The sequence below is a fragment of the Nonomuraea bangladeshensis genome, assembly GCF_039529455.1.
In the GTDB taxonomy this organism is placed as follows: domain Bacteria; phylum Actinomycetota; class Actinomycetes; order Streptosporangiales; family Streptosporangiaceae; genus Nonomuraea; species Nonomuraea bangladeshensis.
Map to the genome: position 1 here is coordinate 13,717 of NZ_BAAAMV010000010.1, position 16,842 is coordinate 30,558.

The following is a 16,842-nucleotide window of genomic DNA, read 5'->3' on the forward strand; positions in this document are numbered from 1 at the left end:
TTCGATCAGTGAGTTGCAGTGTTCTTGGCGGGCAGGAAGGCGGCGATGGCGAGGGCGAGCAGGGAGGCGGCCGCGCAGATCGCCAGGACCAGGCGCAGCCCGTTCTGGGAGGGGAAGGCGGCGCCGCCGAGGGTGATGGTCAGGCTGGCCAGGACGGCGCCGGCCACGGCGCTGGAGACGGATGTGCCGATCGCTCGCATGAGGGTGTTGAGGCTGTTGGCGGCGGCGGTCTCCGAGACCGGGACCGCGGCCATGACGAGCGAGGGCATGGCGCCGTAGGCGAACCCGACGCCCGCGCCGATGACGCAGGAGACCAGGACGAGCTGCCAGATGGCCGACATCAGCACGACACTCAGGCCGTAGCCGGCGGCGACCACGAGAGCCCCCAGCATCAGGGTGACCTTCGGGCCCCGGGCGGCGGAGATGCGGGCCGACCAGCGGGAGACGACCCTCATCACCAGTCCCTGCGGTGCGAGGACGAGGCCGACGGCCAGCATCGTCTGCCCGAGCCCGTAGCCGGTGGCGGCCGGTAGCTGCAGCAGTTGCGGGAAGGCGAGTGACATGCCGAACATCGCGAAGCCGAACATGGCCGAGGACAGGTTGGTCAGCAGCACCTGACGGCGGGCGGTGGTGCGCAGGTCGACCAGCGGCTGCCGGGTGCGCAGCTCCCACCAGCCCCAGGCCAGCAGCACGACGACGGCCGCCACGAGCAGGCCGATGGTCAGGCCGCTGGTCCAGCCCCAGTCGGTGCCCTTGGAGATGGCCAGCAGCAGGCACACCAGGACGGCCGACAGCCCGGCGGCGCCGATCAGGTCGAAGCGCCCGCCCGTACGGACCCGGGACTCGGGGATGAGGGTGAGCACCAGCACGGCGGCGATGGCGCCCAGCCCGGCCGAGATCCAGAACAGCACATGCCAGTCGGCGTGGTCGGCGATCAGCGCGGCGGCGGGCAGCCCGATGGCGCCGCCGACCCCCATGGACGAGCTCATCGTCGCGGTCGCCGCGCCCAGCCGTTCGGGCGGCAGCTCGTCGCGCATGATGCTGATGCCGAGCGGGATCACTCCGGCGGACAGGCCCTGCAACACGCGTCCGATAATCATCGGCGTAAGGTCGGTGGACAGACCGGCGATCGCCGAGCCGACCGTCAGCAGGGCGAGGCTGACCAGCAACATGCGGCGCTTGCCGAACATGTCGCCCAGCCGTCCCACGACCGGAGTCGCCACGGCGGCGGCGAGCAGGGTGGCGGTCACCGCCCAGCTGGCGTCGGCGGCTGAGGCGCCGAGAAGCCCGGGCAGCTTCGGGACCAGCGGGATCACCAGGGTTTGCATCGAGGCGGTGACGATCCCGGCGAAGGCCAGAATGCCCACGATCACGGCGGGCCGTGGCGGGGCGGAGCTGTGGGGATCGGCAGGTGGAGCAAGAGTGAGGGACATGGAGGGTCTCCAGCCATGCGAACAATTTAAATCGTGCGATTTACTTCATTGAACCATATGCTTGAGGTGATTGGTCCCTGTGGTCGATGACGGCCTGGCGTGAAGGAGTGAGCGATGGCGAGCAGGACGGCGCGGCCCGAGCGTGGAAGCGCGACGCGGGAGCTGATCCTGACGACCGCCGAACGGCTGTTCGCCGAGCACGGGGTGCACGCGGTCTCCAACCGCCAGATCAGCGAGGCCGCCGGGCAGGGCAACAGCGCCGCGGTGGGCTACCACTTCGGCACGAAGGCCGACCTGGTACGCGCGATCGCGCGCAAGCATGCCGAGGAGATGGAACGGCTCAGGGTGTGGATGGTGGCGGACATCGCCGGCTCCACCGAGGTCCGCGACTGGGTGGGCTGCCTGGTGCTCCCGCTCACCCGGCATCTGGACGACCAGGGCAGCCCCAGCTGGTACGCCCGCTTCCGCGCCCAGGTGATGGCCGACCCGGCGCTGTTCGAGATCACCGTCGAGGAGTCGCTGCCGTCGCCGTCGCTGCGGCTGCTCGTGGACGGCGTCAACCGGTGCTTGGCCGACCTGCCGCCCGCCGTGCGCGAGCAGCGCTGGGTCATGGCCCGGTACGCGATCGTGCAGATGTGCGTCGAACGGGAGCGCGCCCTGTCCGAAGGCACCTCCACCCGCCAGCCGAGCTGGGACGACCTCGCCGCCGTCCTGATCGACGCGATCGCCGGCATGTGGCAGGCTCCGGTGACCCCCCGGTCCTGACCGGCCCGCTCGCCGTTCCGGGGTTCTCAGGCCTGGGCGGACACCTCGGCCCACTCGGCCCAGGTGTCCAGCCGCTCGGCGTAGAGCCGCCGGGCGGCCTGGTACGGATGGGCGCCGAAGACGACCCGCAGCGGCGGGTTCTCGGCGTCGGCGATGCGCAGCAGGGCCTGTGCGGCCGATGCCGGGTCGCCCAGCTCGCGAGCGTGCGATCCGGTCGAGAGCGCTTCCCGCAGATGGTCGTACTCCGCCAGGGGAGCGGACTTGACCGCGCCGGTGCCGAGGCCCGTGCTGTACGCGCCGGGCTCGACGATGGTGACCTTGATGCCGAACTGGGCGACCTCGCCGGCCAGGGACTCGCTGATGCCCTCCAGCGCCCACTTCGAGGCGTGGTACGCGCCCAGCGTGGGGTAGGCGGCCACGCCCGCGAGGCTGGAGATCTGGATGATGCGACCGCCGCCCTGGCGGCGCAGGAGGGGCAGTGCCGCCTGGATCACCCACAGCGGCCCGAACAGATTCGTCTCCAGCTGGTCGCGCAGGTCCTGCTCCTCCAGCTCCTCGACGGCGCCGTGCACGATGTGGCCGGCGTTGTTGACGACGACGTCCAGGCGGCCGAAGTGCTCGTGGGCGCGCCGGACCCTGTCGGTCGCCGCCGCCCTGTCGGTCACATCCAGGGGCAGCGGCAGGACCGCGTCGCCGTGCGCAGCGACGAGGTCCTGCAGCGTATCGAGATCGCGGGCGGTCGCCGCGACCTGGTCGCCGCGCGCCAGCGCCGCCTCGGCGAAGCGCTGGCCAAGACCCCGCGACGTGCCCGTGATGAACCAGACCTTGCTCATGGAAGCTCCGTCCACAAACCGTTGAATCACATGACTCGCCACAGTAAATCATGCGATTTAGTAGCTGGCGCTGCACGGCGGCCCCCTCATTGACCTGGGGCGTGGTCATCGCCCAGACTACAGCCCTACCGGACGCACCCGTCCGGTTCGCTGGTGTGCTGAAGGGAACTTGCGTTGACCGATCAGTGGGACGACATCGCCGACGTGCTCGTCGCGGGCTCCGGCGCGGCGGGCCTGACCGCCGCCATCGCCGCCGCCGACCAGGGGCTGGACGTTGTGGTAGCGGAGAGTACCGCGCGCTGGGGCGGCACCACGTCCATCTCCGGAGGCGGGCTGTGGATGCCGGCCAACCCGCTCATGCTCCGCGACGGCGTCCACGATTCCGCCGAGGAGGCCCTGCGGTACATGGACGAGGTCATCGCCGACGCCGGCCCAGCCTCCTCACCCGAACGGCGGAAGGCCTACGTGCAGACGGCCCCCGAGGTCGTGGCCTTCCTCGGCCGTAAGGGGGTGCGGTGGCGCAGGTCCCCGGACTACCCCGACTACTATCCTGACCGGCCCGGCGGCAAGGTCGGCAGGGCGATCGAGGCCGCCCCGTTCAACACCAAGCTGCTCGGCGACTTCTACGACAGCGCCCGCTCCAAGGAGAGCGGCATCCCGCTGCCGCTCATGACCGACGACGTGTGGCTGCTGACACGTGCCTGGTCCACGCCGAGTGGCTTCGCCCGCGGCGCGCGTTTCGTCTTCCGCTCGCTGGGCCACCTCGCCGGCGGCAAACGCCCGGCCGGTATCGGCGGAGCGCTCGCCGCCTCGTTCATGCACGTCGTCCGCACCCAGCAGACCCCCGTCTGGCTGTCGGCGCCGGTCGTCGACCTGATCGTCGAAGGCGATTCCGTGGTGGGGGCGATCGTGCAGCGGAACGGGAGCAAGCGCCGGGTCCGGGCCCGGCGCGGTGTCGTCCTGGCCGCCGGCGGATTCGCCAACAACGCCGAGTGGCGGGAGAAGCACCACGGCATCCCTGGCTACTCCTCCGCCCCCGAAGGCGACCTCGGCACGGCCATCGAGGCGGGTATGCGGGCGGGCGGCACGGTGGCGCTCATGGACGACGCCTGGTGGGGCGCCTCCCTGCTCGGCCCCGACGGCAAGGCGCGCTTCCTCGTCTCCGAACGGTCGTTCCCGTTCTCGATCATCGTGGACGCGAACGGCGAGCGTTTCACCAACGAGTCCGCGTCCTACATCGACGTCGGGCATGCCATGCTGGCTCACGACGTGCCCGGGCCGATGTGGATGATCAGCGACGTCCGGCACGCCCGGCGCTACCTGAACTCCGCCCTGGTCGGCCAGGTCGGAAAGTGGCGCCAGGCCGGCCTGCTCTTCGAAGCTCCCACCATGGAGGCGCTGGCCCCGAAGATCGGCCTCGACCCCGCCCGGCTGGGCGCGACCGTCGGGCGCTTCAACGGCTTCGCCCGTTCCGGGGTGGACGAGGACTTCGGCCGTGGCCGCACCGTCTACGACAACTATTACGGCGATCCGCGGGTCAAGCCCAACCCCAACCTCGGCGCACTGGAGAAGGGGCCCTTCCGTGCCGTCCGCGTCTATCCGGGCGACCTGGGCACCAAAGGCGGCCTGCTGACCGACGAGCAGGCCCGCGTGCTGCGCGAGGACGGGACGGTCATCCCGGGTCTGTACGCGGCGGGCAACACCACCGCCTCGGTCATGGGCCGCACCTATCCCGGCCCGGGCTCCACCATCGGCCCCGCCGTCGTCTTCGGCTACCGCGCCGCCCGGCACGCGGCCACGCGCTGAGCGGGTCTCACGTCTCGATGCCGTGCCGGAGCATCCGCCAGATCCGCTCGGCGGCCTGGGTGCGCCCGGCCTGTTCGGGAAGCTCGGCGAGCAGGAGGGCCAGCATGCCGATGGCCAGGAGCAGATCGTGGGTCGTCACCTCCGCCCGCACGCGGCCCGCGCGCTGAGCCTCGGCGAGCCCGCCTTCCAGCAGGTTCTGTACGCGTTCGCGCAGCTCGAGGATCCGCGGGTCCGGCTGCGGCGGCATGGTGACCAGGCGGATGAACGTGGTCGAGGCGATGGCCTGCTCGGTGACCAGGGCCAGCACCTCCTCCAAGGTGGTGCCGGGCCTGGCGGCCAGCGCCTCCAGTTCGGCGATGCTGTCGTCGAAGACGGCCAGGGCGAGGCTGAGGCGATCGGGGAAGTGACGGTAGAGGCTGCCCTGTCCGACCCCGGCCGCCCGCGCGACGTCGGTGAGCGAGGCGTCGTAGCCGGAGGCGGCGAAGGCGTTCCGGGCCGCCGCGATCAGTGCCGCGCGGTTGCCCGCCGCGGCGCTTGGTCCTCTGTTGGGTCGACGCGTGGCACTCACGGTGACTAGGCTAGCAACCGGACGATGGCGTCCGGATGTCATGGGATCGCCAGCCGCAGCCAGGCCGGTCAGACCGAAAGGACCACCTCTTGACCACGACCTTCGACGGTCGCGTCGCCCTCATCACGGGTGCCGGCTCCGGCATCGGCCGGGCGATGGCCGTCGCCTTCGCCAAGGCCGGCGCCCGCGTCGTGGCCTGTGACCTCAACGAGGAAAGCGCCAGGCAGACCGCCTCGGCCATCGGCGACCAGGCCGTGGCCGTAGCCGCCGACATCGGCGACGAGACGGCGGTCTCGGCCCTGGCGGAGGCGGCGATCGGCGCCTACGGGCGCATCGACGTGCTGTGCAACAACGCCGGGATCATGGACACGATGGCCCTGCCCGCCGACATCCCGATCGAACAGTGGGAGCACGTCCTGCGCGTGAACCTGACCGGCACCTTCCTGGTCACCCACGCCGTCCTGCCGCACATGCTGCGCCAGGGCGGCGGCGCCATCGTCAACACCGCTTCCGAGGCCGGCATCCGCGGCGGCGCGGCCGGTGCCGCCTACACCGCCTCAAGCACGGCGTCGTCGGCCTGACCAAGAGTGTGGCCTGGGCCTACGCCAAGGACGGCATCCGCTGCAACGCCATCCTGCCCGGCCCCACCATCACGAACATCGCCAACGGCACCACCTTCGACCCGACCGGCACCGCGCGCCTCGGCCCGGTGCTCGCTCTCGGAGAGCGCCGGGCCGAGCCTGAGCAGATGGCGGACGCTGCCCTGTTCCTGGCCTCAGACGCGGCCTCGTTCGTCAACGGCGCGATCGTGCCGGTGGACGGCGGCTGGTCGGCGGCCTGAGGAAGCGCCGGGGCGGGGTTTCGGCACCAGCCCCGGCACGACGAAGAAGGTTAGTCGGCGAGCGCTTCCCTGCGGCGCAGTTCGAGGGTGTCTTCGACCCGCCTGGCGTCGCGCGGGTAGGTGCGGTAGAGGAGGCCGAGCACCAGGCCGTTGGCGATCATCAGCAGGACCAGCAGCCAGAGGAACACGCCCTGGATGCTGAGGGCGGCCGCGAGCATGCCCGCCAGCAGCGAGAACAGCGCCCAGGCGATGGTCTCGAACACCGTCAGCCAGATCGCGAACGCCTGGCCGCGCAGCTCCGGCAGTACGACGGCCGCGACCAGAGGCCGGTTGACGGGCGGGTTCAGCCCCTGGCAGATGCCCAGCAGGCCCCAGAAGACGGAGTAGAGGGCGATGTCCTCGTAGCGGAACTGGGTGCCGAAGAAGGCCGCGGCGGCGAAGAGGATCTGCGCGAGCTGCAGCACCAGGACGCGGCCCCGGTACGGCATGAGCCGGTCGAGCTTCGGCAGGAGGAACCCGGCGGCCAGCGTCGTGATGGCGTAGCCGACGCTGAAGGGCACCGCGACCAGGGCAGCGACGGTGTTGCTCAGGCCGCGCTCGGTGACGAGGAACTGCACGCCGAAGATGGTGATCAGCAGGTGCCCCGACAGCAGCCGGCTCACCATCATCACCGCATAGGTGGGGATGCGGAACAGCCCCAGGACGGAGCCAAGAGTGATCTTCGCAGTCTGCTCGTTCGAGAGGCCGGCGAGCTGCTTCTCGGCGGCCCCGGTTCCCGGGTCCTTGAACCAGACGGTGACGACGAGGCCGGCGAGGATGCACGCGCCGCCGAGTGTCCACAAGGCCCATCGCCAACCGTCCGGGAAGGACAGGAACATGGCCAGGGCGGGCGCGATGAGGAGGCCGATCAGCGTGGGCAGGGCGTAGAGGACACCGGTGGCCCGGGCCCGCTGCTCGTCGGCGAAGGAGTCGGTGACGACGGTCATCGCGATCGGCACGGCGCCGATCACCGAGGCGGACATGAGCGTGCAAAAGAGCAGAATCGTGGCGAAGTTCTGTGAGAACCCGGCGGCGATGCCGAACAGGCCGCCGGCCACGGTGATGACGGACAGAGTGGCCCGGCGGCCGATCTTGGTGGTCAGCCACACCCAGAACGGCCCGGCGGGCACGCTGGCGACCTTGCCGAGCGCGCCGATGATGCCGAGGTGGCTGCTGTCGAGCCGCAGGGAGTTCGCCAGGGTGGGGAAGATGGTGTTGATCAGGCCGGCTTCGGTGTTGTCGACGACCGTGACGCCCGAGATGATGGCGACGTTGCGCCAGCGGTGGGGGACGTCGGCCGCTGCGGGTTGTGCGGGCGCGGTGGAAGCGCTGGCATCCATGGGGGTGCCCCTGTCTGCAGTTGTGCGGGGAGGGAGTGTCAGAGCCGCTCGTCGATGCGGCGCAGCACCGCGGCCGGCACGTAGCCGTAACGAGCGAGGTCCAGAAGGGTCAGGGTGGCGGGGGCGGCGAGCAGCTCCGACTGCGTCAGCTCGGGTGCTTCTGCGGCGAGGACGTCCTTGGCCCCGGCGATCCGCAGGAGCTCCACGATGGGCGTGCCCAGCAGGGCGGAGTTGCGCAGGTCCTCGATCGCGGGCAGTGGCTCGGCGACGACGGCCGCGCGGTCACGCTGCTCACGCACGAGGAGGTGCTCGCGCGTGATGGCGCCCTCGCGCGGGATGCCCAGGCGTTCGAACTGGCTGGCCGGGGCGTCGGTGGCGACCATGAGGCGGCGCAGCAGCTCGATCATGCGCAGCTCCACGTCGTCGTCGGCGATCGGGTGCTCCTGGGCCGGGTCGCGCTGGAGGTCGAACAGCAGCGTGCCGTGCTGCCACGGGTTCATGTACGTGGGGGCGGCCGGCAGGCACATGGTGCGCACGCCCTTGGTGAAGGTGAACGGCTCAGCTGGTTCCCACTCCTTCAGCTCGCCGGGGGAGAAGCGCGTGCGCATGTGGGTGGGCATGAGGGTGAACTCTTCGAGCGGGCCGTTGGCCGGATCCTTGGCGGCGCGCATGTAGACGTAGCGGCCGTCGGTGACGTTGACGTGGCCGCCGTGGATCCCGAACAGCACGGCCTCATGGCCCAGTGTCGTGGCCAGGTCGTTGCCCTGCATGTCGGGGGTGGGTTCGAGGCCGAAGTAGCGCAGCACGGTCGGGGCGATGTCGATGGTCTGCGCGAGCTCGCCGCGCCGCCGGTCGCGGCCGCCGGTGCGCGGGTCCCACAGGAACATCGGCAGGTGCACCAGTTCGTTGAACCACGGCATGACCGTCTTGGCCCACCAGCCGTGCTCGCCGAGCAGGAAACCGTGGTCGGTGTTGACCAGCAGCAGCGTGTCGTCCCACATGGCGTGCTCGTCCATGAAGTCCAGGACGCGGCCCAGCGAGCGGTCGCACATCGACACCAGGGCGGCGTACTCGTAGCGGGCGTGCTCGACCTGCGCCTTCGGCTCGGCCACCTTCTGGTAGGGCGGCCAGTCGAACTCCGGGCCGTCGTAGTCGTGCGGGTAGCGGTCCTTGTAGGGCTGGTGGGTGAAGAACGGCTCGTGCGGGTCGAACAGCTCGATCTGCAACAACCACCGGTCGGCGTGCACGTTGGTCTCGAGGAAGTGCAGGCCGGCGTCGACGGTTCGGGTCTGCGAGTGCTCGGCCTCGGTCGGCATGTACGTCCGGTTGACCGCGTCCTGCTGATGAGAGCCGGACGTGCCCACCACGCCCTTCCACGGATCACCCTCCTGGCCCCGGAAGAACTCCCAGGTGCTGTAGCGGGTGTGGTAGGTCGCGCCGCCGTCCTCCCAGTAGTGCGGATGGTCGGAGACCAGATGCGTGTGCACGCCCGCCCGCTTGAGCAGCTCCGGCATTGAGTCGTCGAACGGCTCCAGCGGCCCCCAGCTGCGGTGCAGGAAGTTGTAGCGGCCGGTGTGCAGCTCGCGGCGCGCCGGCATGCAGGGCAGCGAGCCGGCGTAGAAGTTGTCGAACGTCACTGCCTTGGCGGCCAGGCGGGCGAAGTTCGGGGCGTCGACGAAAGTGTCGGCGTAGGGGGAGAGCAGGTGCCGGTTCAGGCTGTCGAACATGACGATGACGGCCCTCATCGCGACGTCTCCTCGGCAACCTGGCCATTGATGTGCTCGCCGTCGAGCAGGCGGCGGCGCAGCTCGATGAGGGAGGCGATGTGGCGGTCCATCTCGTCGGTGCCGCGCCGGCGGATCCACTCGGCGATCTGGGCGCCGAGCTCGGTGTTGCCATCGGTCGGCATGCTGGGAAAGGTATGGTCTTCGGGCTGGTGGCGGTATTTCGCCACCTCCGCCAGCCGGGTGTTGATCTCGATGTCGAGAATCTCGATCACGTGCTCGACCGTCGTGAAGGCGGCGCTGCCCAGCCGGACCACGAAGTCGGGGTCCTGGAAACGCGAGGGCGGCTGGTAGGGGCTGGCCAGCCAGTCGTGGACGACCGCCTGGCCCTCCTCGGTGACGTGGTAGCGCTTGGCGTTGGTCGCGCCGGGGCGCTCCTCGACGGTGTGCTCCACCCAGCCGCGCTTCTCCATGGCGGCGAGCGTCCGGTACGCCTGACTCATCGTGGTGTTGGACCGGAGGAACCGGCCGTAGGTGTCGAAGAACTTCTTCAGCTCGTAACCCGTGCTGGGACGCATGAGCAGGGCGCTGAGAATCAGGATCTCAAGCTTCATGAGATGTGCGCCTGTCGTTGTGACGAAGGTAACCATTCCACAAGTGGAATGGTGATACCATGCCACAAGTGTCACGGTCTGTCGATAGTCCTTCGTGCTGCACCCCGCGCCGCGGCCCGGCCGCTCAAGGAGAGCGGGCGCCGGATCCACTCCGGCACGGCACGCATGCGATCGAGCAGTGCCACATCGAGGCCGGCACCTTCCGCATGGGTGACGCCTTCGGCGACGGCCTGCCCGGCGACGGCGAGTCACCCGTGCACGAGGTGCGGCTCGACGCGTTCGACATCGATGCGACCGCCGTGACCAACGCCGACTTCGCCCGTTTCGCCGACGACACCGGCTACCGCACCGAGGCGGAGGCCGCCGGTTCCTCTGCGGTCTTCCACCTGCTGGTGCGCCCTGAAGCGGAGGTGGTCGGCAGCTCGCCCCGCGCCCCCTGGTGGATCTTCGTCGAGGGCGCGAGCTGGCGGCGTCCGGAAGGTCCAGGATCGGACCTGCTCGGCCGCGAAGACCACCCCGTCGTGCACGTGACCTGGCACGACGCCCAGGCCTACTGTGCCTGGGCGGGCCGGCGCCTGCCCACGGAGGCCGAGTGGGAGCGCGCCTCGCGCGGCGGCCTCGAGGGCGCCCGCTACCCCTGGGGCGACGAGCTCCTCGACGCGAGCGGGCAGTGGCAGGTCAACATCTGGCAGGGCGCCTTCCCCCGGCACAACACCGGCGACGACGGCTGGCCGGCCACCGCCCCCGTGCGCACCTACCGGCCGAACGGCTTCGGCCTCTGGCAGACGGTGGGCAACGTGTGGGAGTGGTGCGACGACCCGTTCGACCCCCGCGCGTACGCCAAGCGCGCCCGCGCGCAGGGACCGGCGCACGAGCCGCGCCCCCGGGTGTCCCCGGTCCTGCGCGTGCTGCGCGGCGGCTCCTACCTCTGCCACGACTCCTACTGCAACCGCTACCGCAACGCCGCCCGATCGTCGAACACGCCCGACTCCAGCATGGGCAACGCGGGTTTCCGCACGGTGGCCCGCTGACCTACCGCAGCGGGCCCTCGTGGCCGAAGGCCAGGGGCAGGAAGCGCTCGGCCATGCGGCGGTAGCCGGCCGCGTTCGGGTGCAGGCCGTCGGGCAGATCGGCGACGTCCTCCGGGCCGAAGAGCGCGAGCCCGTCGAGGACGTGCAGGTTCTCGTCGCCCTCCTTGCGGCGCAGACCGGTGTGCTGGTGCAAGAGCTCGCGGATGCGGGTCAGCGTGAGCGCGCCGTCGCCCAGCTCGGCGGGCCGTGCGGCCACGTGGACCTGGCCATCGGCACGCATGAGGGTCGGGCCGGGATGGTCCTCGGCGACCGGGCAGACGATCGGGGTGACGATGAGGATCGGCGTCGTGGGATGGCCGTCCCTGATCGTGTCCAGGAAGCCGTGGAAGGCCGGGACGAAGGCGCGTTCGCGCAGGGAGTCGGCGTTGACGACGTTGATGCCGAGTTCGAGGCTGATCGCGGCCGCGGGCAGGTCGCGGATGGTCCGGGCGACGAACTGGTCCAGGTGGCACTGACCGCCGAGGCCGAGGTTGAGCAGCGAGCGGCCGGCCCGCCGGGCCACGATCGCCGGCCAGGTCCCGGTCGGGCGTTCGGCCTCGGAGCACTGGCTGATGGAGCTGCCGTGGTGTACCCACAGCGGGGCCTCGGCCGGCGCTGGACGCAGTGACGCCCCGTCGGGGATCCGGACGTCCAGCAGCTTGAGTCCCGCCGCGGCGGGGAGCCAGATCTCCACCCGCTGCTCTTCGCCGCCCTCACCGAGGTCGAACCGGAGGGTGGCGGGGCCGCCCGGCCGCAGCTCCATGCCGCCGGTGGCCGGGTCCACCACGATGAGGTTCTGCTCATCGGTGACCACCGGCTCGCGCAGGTCTCCGTCGATCACCAGGTCGAAGGCGGTGCCCGTCGCCGCCGTGCCCGGCATCAGGATCTTGGTGAGCTCGACGTCGAGCTCCAGTGCCGTGGCGTCAGTCATGGCTTCGATCCGGACCCCGGACGGTATCGCGCTCATGAAGTCGAAGCCGAGGTCGCCCAGCCGGGCCCGTGTCGTGCCGGACGAGCGGTGGAAGGTGACGCCTGTCGTGTCGGAGGCCGGCTCCACGGCGCCGGCGACGGAGCCGAGCGCGGCTTCCCTGATGGATCGCATGGCGAATCCTCTCGATGAAGGGGCAGGGGGCGGCGAGGTCTCGCCGGAGGATCGGGCTTCAGGTGGAGGCGCGCTGGATCACGCGGGGCCTGGCGGAGGCGGAGGTCGCACGCGGCTGTGCGCCGGAAAGGCTCGCGACCACGGACTCAGCGTGGTCGCGCGCGATCTCGTGCAGATCGAAGACCACGGTGGTGAGGGGCGGGATCGCCACTTGCGCGGTGAGGATGTCGTCAGCGCCGATGACGGCGAGGTCGGCGGGGGAGCGCAGGCCACGCTCGTGGACGCCGGCCAGGACGGCGAGCGCGGTGTCGTCGTTGAAGGCGCACACACCTGTCACCGACCGCTCCGTCCAGTGCCGCACCGCCTGCGCCGCGTCCGGAACCTTCAGGGCGACGGTCAGCTCCACGGGAGGTTCGAGGCCGGCCCGGGCGCAGGCCTCGGCCACTCCTCGCAGGCGGTCGTCGGCCATCGGCCGCAGGGCCGCGTCGGCGGTGAGGGCGTAGCCGATGCGCCGATGGCCCCGGTCGATGAGGTGCTCGGCCTGCAACCGGCCGATCTGCTGCATCGAGGAGTCCTCGTAGGGGAGGGGCAGGACGACGGTGGCGCCGGCGCGGCGCAGGGCTTGGGCGGTGCCGGCGTCGAACGGGTAGAAGCCGATCACCGCCGATGCGCCGACGCTGGCGCAGACGTCCGGCAGTGGACGGCCGTGCGCCCCTTCGAGATGCGTGACGAGAGTCAGGTTGAAGGCCGCGAGCGCGGTGGCGAGCTCCTCGATGAAGCGGCTGATGCTCGACCCGATCGGCAGGTCGGGAATGGCCAGCAACGCGACGTCGCTCCGGCCGGCGCGCAGCGCGCGGGCCCAGGCGTGCGGGCGGTAGCCCAGGCGTTCTGCCGCCTCCATGACGCGACGCCTGGTCTCCTCGGGGATCGACTGCCCCGGGGCGTCGTTGAGCACGACGCTCACCGTGGTGCGGGAGACACCCGCCGCCCGCGCGACGTCGGTGCTCGTGATCCTTCTGGCAGGTCGCGTCATGAATCCTCACGTCGAGGTGCTGGGGGCAGGGCATCTCATCCTAGACGGGTAGTGACACGTGTCTGTCATGGGAGGGACGGTTCGCGGTCCGTTGCGAATACGTTACGGAAACCGCTCTTGTCAGCCCTGGGATACCTGCTGTTAACGTCAGCTCATCCACCACAGACACGTGTCACCGAAACGTGTCACCTGCGCATTCGAGTCGTCCATCCGCCTGAGGGAGCACCTCGTTGACTTTCCCCGCCACCTTTCTCTGGGGCGCCGCCACCGCGCCGCATCAGATCGAGGGCAACAACACCGACAGCGACTGGTGGCTGAGCGAGCAACTGGTGCCCGGCCTGGAGCGCAGCGGCGACGCGGTCGACGGCTACCACCGCTATCCCGAGGACATGCGGCTGCTCGCCGAGGCCGGGCTGAACGCGTACCGCTTCGGCGTCGAGTGGGCGCGCGTCGAGCCCACCCCCGGGCACTTCTCCCGCGCCTCACTCGCGCACTACCGCCGCATGATAGACACCGCGCTGGCCCTGGGTCTGACGCCGGTCGTCACCTTGCACCACTTCACGAACCCGCGCTGGTTCGCCGAGCGGGGCGGCTGGATGGCCGACGACGCCATCGACAGGTTCGCCGGCTACGTCAGGGAGGTCACGGCCATCCTGGACGGCGTCGAGTGGGTCTGCACGATCAACGAGCCGAACATGCTCGCCGTGATGGTCGCCATGAGCCGCGCGGCCCAGGCCGGTGACGTCGAGAAGTGGACGACGCCCACCATCGAGGGCGAGACCCGGCCCCCACTGCCCGAAGTCGGACCGGAGATCGGGCGGAGACTGGCTGAGGCCCACCACGCGGCCCGCGAGATCGTCAGAAAGCACACTGGCGCGGCCGTCGGGTGGACGGTGGCCAACCAGGCGCTCACCCCGACCCCGGGCAACGAAGCCAAGCTGCGCGAGGTGCGTTACCTGCGCGAGGACCTGTATCTGGAAGCGGCCCGCGGCGACGACTTCATCGGCGTGCAGTCCTACACCAGCCAGCCCGTGGACGAGAACGGCGTCGTCCCGCATCCGCCCAGCCCGGACAACACCCAGACCGGCTTCGCCTACCGGCCGGACGCGCTGGGCATCGCGGTCCGCCACACCTGGGAGGTGACCGGCGGTATACCGATCCTGGTCACCGAGAACGGCATCGCCACCGCCGACGACTCCCGGCGGATCGCCTACACCTCCGAAGCGTTGCGGCACCTGTCGCAGGCCATGGACGACGGCATCGACGTACGCGGCTACCTCCACTGGAGTGCCCTCGACAACTTCGAGTGGGGGAGCTGGGAGCCCACCTTCGGGCTGATCGGCGTCGACCGCGAGACCTTCGAACGCCACCCCAAGCCCAGTCTCTCGTGGCTGGGCCACGTCGCCCGCCACGGCCGGCTCTGACCCCACCAGCAGAAGGAACACGCGTGCACAACAGAATCGACATCTCAGCGCTGACGCTGGAGGAGAAGGCCACGCTGCTGTCCGGGCGGGGCGCCTGGGAGACGGCGGACATCGAGCGCCTCGGCATCCGGTCGATCACGCTGACCGACGGTCCGCACGGTCTGCGCAAGGTGGCCCCGGACGCCGAGCAGTTCAGCTTCGAGGCGAGCCTGCCCGCCACCTGCTTCCCCACGGCGGCGGCCCTCGGCTCGTCCTGGGACCCCGATCTGCTCACGGAGGTCGGCGAGGCGCTCGGCGCCGAGAGCCGGGCGGCCGGGGTGGACGTCATCCTCGGGCCGGGCGTCAACATCAAGCGCTCACCGCTGTGCGGCCGCAACTTCGAATACCTGTCGGAGGACCCGGTCCTGACCGGGCATCTGGGAGCGGCGCTGGTGCGCGGCATCCAGAGCCGGGGGGTGGGCGCGTCGGTCAAGCACTTCGCCGCCAACAACCAGGAGACCGACCGCATGCTCGTGAGCGCCGACGTGGACGAGCGTACCCTGCGGGAGATCTACCTGGCCGGCTTCGAGCACATCGTGAAGAACGCCCGGCCGTGGACGGTGATGGCCGCCTACAACAAGGTCAACGGCGTCTACGCCACCCAGAACCACTGGCTGCTGACCGAGGTGCTGCGCAAGGAGTGGGGCTTCGACGGGGTGGTCGTGTCGGACTGGGGAGCGGTCGCCGACCCCGCCGCGGCCGTCGCCGCCGGGCTCGACCTGGAGATGCCCGGCACCAACGGCATCAGCGCCGCCCGCCTCGTCGCCGCCGTGCGGGCCGGGGAGATCGAGGAGGCGGTGCTCGACCAGGCCGTCGCACGCCTGCTCACCCTGATCGGCCGCACCGCCGAACCGAGCGGCGAAGCGGACTTCGACCGGCATCACGCCCTGGCCCGGCGGGCCGCCGCCGAGTCGGCCGTGCTGCTCAAGAACGACGACGCCATCCTGCCTTTGAACACCGGAGCACGAATCGCGCTGATCGGCGAGTTCGCCCATACGCCAAGGTTCCAGGGAGCCGGCAGCTCCCAGATCAACCCCACCAGGGTCGACAACGCCCTGACCGCGCTGGCCGGCGACTTCGCCGAGCTGTCGTTCGCCCCCGGATTCCTGCTGTCCGGAGACCAGGACCCGGCACTGCTCGCCGAGGCGGTGGCCGCGGCGGCCGGCGCCGACGTGGCCGTGCTGTTCCTCGGGCTACCGGAGGGCGAGGAGTCGGAAGGCTTCGACCGCGGGCACCTCGACCTGCCCGCCGTCCAGCTCGACCTGCTGGCGGCCGTCGCCGAGGCCAACCCGAACGTCGTGGTCGTGCTGGCCAACGGAGGCGTCGTCGAGGTCGCCTCCTGGCGGCACCACGCCAAGGCGATCCTCGAAGGCTGGCTGACCGGCCAGGCCGGCGGCGGCGCGATCGCCGACCTGCTGACCGGCCGCGCCAACCCGAGCGGCCGCCTCGCCGAGACGATCCCGCTGCGCCTGGCCGACACCCCCGCCTACCTCAACTACCCGGGACCGACCTACGGCGAGCGGCTGTATGTCGGCTACCGCTACTACGACGCCAAGGATATGCAGGTCGCCTACCCCTTCGGCCATGGCCTGTCCTACACCGCCTTCACCTACTCCGACCTGCACGTCGAGACCGACGCGAGCACCGTGCGGGTGCGGCTCGTGCTCACCAACACCGGACCGGTCCCCGGCAAGGAAGTCGTGCAGCTCTACGTCGGCGACCCCGACTCCACTCTCGACCGTCCCGTCCGCGAGCTCAAGGCGTTCACCAAGATCGAGCTCGCCCCGGGTGAATCCGCCCCGATCGTGTTCGAGCTGCAGGAACGCGATCTGTCCTCCTACAGCCTCGACCACGGCCGCTGGGTCCTGGAGGCCGGCGACTTCGAGATCGCCGTCGGCGCCTCCTCCCGTGACCTGCGCCTGACAGCCACCGTGACGGTGGACGCTCCCGTTCTCACCAAGCCCCTCAGCAGGCACTCGCCCATCCGCGACTGGCTCGCCCACCCGACCGGCGGCCCGCTCCTGCTCGAGGCGATGAGCGCGGGACAGGACCCCTCGGTACTCACCGACCCGGAGATCTTCCGCATGGTCGAGTCACTGCCGCTCAGCAGGCTCGCCGCGATGAGCGGCGGCCTGCTGGACATCGACCTCCTGCTCCAGACCACCGGGCGCTGACCCTCCCATCCCTGCGAATGCCGCACTCATCCCCCTG

13 protein-coding genes and 1 pseudogene are annotated in these 16,842 nt (G+C 70.6%); 6 read left to right on the top strand and 8 right to left on the bottom strand.

Annotated elements, in window-relative coordinates; translation table 11 throughout:
• Positions 1-5 precede the first annotated feature (5 nt).
• Complete coding sequence (locus tag ABD292_RS32600; protein WP_344214119.1) at positions 6-1,433, bottom strand: MFS transporter; 1,428 nt, start codon at positions 1,431-1,433, stop codon at positions 6-8.
• Between the two features lie 114 nt (positions 1,434-1,547).
• Between ABD292_RS32600 and ABD292_RS32605 the strand changes: the two genes are divergently transcribed.
• A complete protein-coding gene (locus tag ABD292_RS32605) occupies positions 1,548-2,198 on the top strand; it encodes a TetR/AcrR family transcriptional regulator (RefSeq protein WP_344214121.1) in 651 nt (216 codons plus the stop codon).
• A gap of 26 nt (positions 2,199-2,224) precedes the next feature.
• On the opposite strand, the gene ABD292_RS32610 is transcribed toward ABD292_RS32605, so the two are convergent.
• A complete protein-coding gene (locus tag ABD292_RS32610; RefSeq protein WP_344214123.1) occupies positions 2,225-3,031 on the bottom strand; it encodes an SDR family NAD(P)-dependent oxidoreductase in 807 nt (268 codons plus the stop codon).
• Positions 3,032-3,205: 174 nt separating this feature from the next.
• Here ABD292_RS32610 and ABD292_RS32615 point away from each other — a divergent pair, with 174 nt between their 5' ends.
• The gene (locus ABD292_RS32615; RefSeq protein ID WP_344214125.1) at positions 3,206-4,837 is read left to right on the top strand and encodes an FAD-dependent oxidoreductase; all 1,632 of its coding nucleotides are present in this window, start codon (positions 3,206-3,208) and stop codon (positions 4,835-4,837) included.
• 7 nt (positions 4,838-4,844) lie between these two features.
• Here the strand turns inward: ABD292_RS32615 and ABD292_RS32620 are convergent, their stop codons facing one another.
• Positions 4,845-5,405 (bottom strand): TetR/AcrR family transcriptional regulator, encoded by a 561-nt coding sequence (locus tag ABD292_RS32620; RefSeq protein WP_344214127.1) that lies wholly within the window; start codon positions 5,403-5,405, stop codon positions 4,845-4,847.
• A 155-nt stretch (positions 5,406-5,560) separates the two neighbouring features.
• Here ABD292_RS32620 and ABD292_RS32625 point away from each other — a divergent pair.
• Positions 5,561-6,246, top strand: a pseudogene (locus ABD292_RS32625) (SDR family NAD(P)-dependent oxidoreductase).
• A 50-nt stretch (positions 6,247-6,296) separates the two neighbouring features.
• On the opposite strand, the gene ABD292_RS32630 reads toward ABD292_RS32625, so the two are convergent.
• Genes ABD292_RS32630 through ABD292_RS32640 form a run of 3 tightly spaced genes read right to left on the bottom strand, consistent with a single transcriptional unit; the run spans position 6,297 to position 9,963 of the window.
• Positions 6,297-7,625 carry an MFS transporter gene (locus ABD292_RS32630; RefSeq protein WP_344214129.1) on the bottom strand — a complete coding sequence of 443 codons (1,329 nt, stop codon included), beginning with the start codon at positions 7,623-7,625 and terminating at the stop codon, positions 6,297-6,299.
• A 38-nt stretch (positions 7,626-7,663) separates the two neighbouring features.
• On the bottom strand, positions 7,664-9,370 hold the full coding sequence (locus tag ABD292_RS32635) for a sulfatase (protein ID WP_344214131.1): 1,707 nt from the start codon (positions 9,368-9,370) through the stop codon (positions 7,664-7,666).
• Complete coding sequence (locus ABD292_RS32640) at positions 9,367-9,963, bottom strand: PadR family transcriptional regulator (protein WP_344214133.1); 597 nt, start codon at positions 9,961-9,963, stop codon at positions 9,367-9,369. The genes ABD292_RS32635 and ABD292_RS32640 overlap by 4 nt, the downstream gene beginning before the upstream one ends.
• 68 nt (positions 9,964-10,031) lie before the next feature.
• Between ABD292_RS32640 and ABD292_RS32645 the strand changes: the two genes are divergently transcribed.
• A complete protein-coding gene (locus tag ABD292_RS32645; protein ID WP_344214135.1) occupies positions 10,032-10,994 on the top strand; it encodes a formylglycine-generating enzyme family protein in 963 nt (320 codons plus the stop codon).
• Between the two features lies 1 nt (position 10,995).
• Here ABD292_RS32645 and ABD292_RS32650 read toward each other — a convergent pair whose 3' ends face one another.
• A complete protein-coding gene (locus ABD292_RS32650; RefSeq protein WP_344214137.1) occupies positions 10,996-12,135 on the bottom strand; it encodes an SGNH/GDSL hydrolase family protein in 1,140 nt (379 codons plus the stop codon).
• A gap of 58 nt (positions 12,136-12,193) precedes the next feature.
• Entirely contained in the window at positions 12,194-13,168 is a 975-nt protein-coding gene (locus ABD292_RS32655) for a LacI family DNA-binding transcriptional regulator (protein WP_344214139.1), read from the bottom strand.
• 230 nt (positions 13,169-13,398) lie between these two features.
• On the opposite strand from ABD292_RS32655, the gene ABD292_RS32660 reads away from it, so the two are divergent.
• Together ABD292_RS32660 and ABD292_RS32665 are read left to right on the top strand one after the other, a co-directional pair.
• Positions 13,399-14,592 (top strand): glycoside hydrolase family 1 protein, encoded by a 1,194-nt coding sequence (locus tag ABD292_RS32660; protein ID WP_344214141.1) that lies wholly within the window; start codon positions 13,399-13,401, stop codon positions 14,590-14,592.
• 23 nt (positions 14,593-14,615) lie between these two features.
• Positions 14,616-16,805, top strand: coding sequence for a glycoside hydrolase family 3 C-terminal domain-containing protein (locus ABD292_RS32665; RefSeq protein WP_344214143.1), 2,190 nt, complete (start codon positions 14,616-14,618; stop codon positions 16,803-16,805).
• The last annotated feature ends 37 nt before the right edge of the window (positions 16,806-16,842 follow it).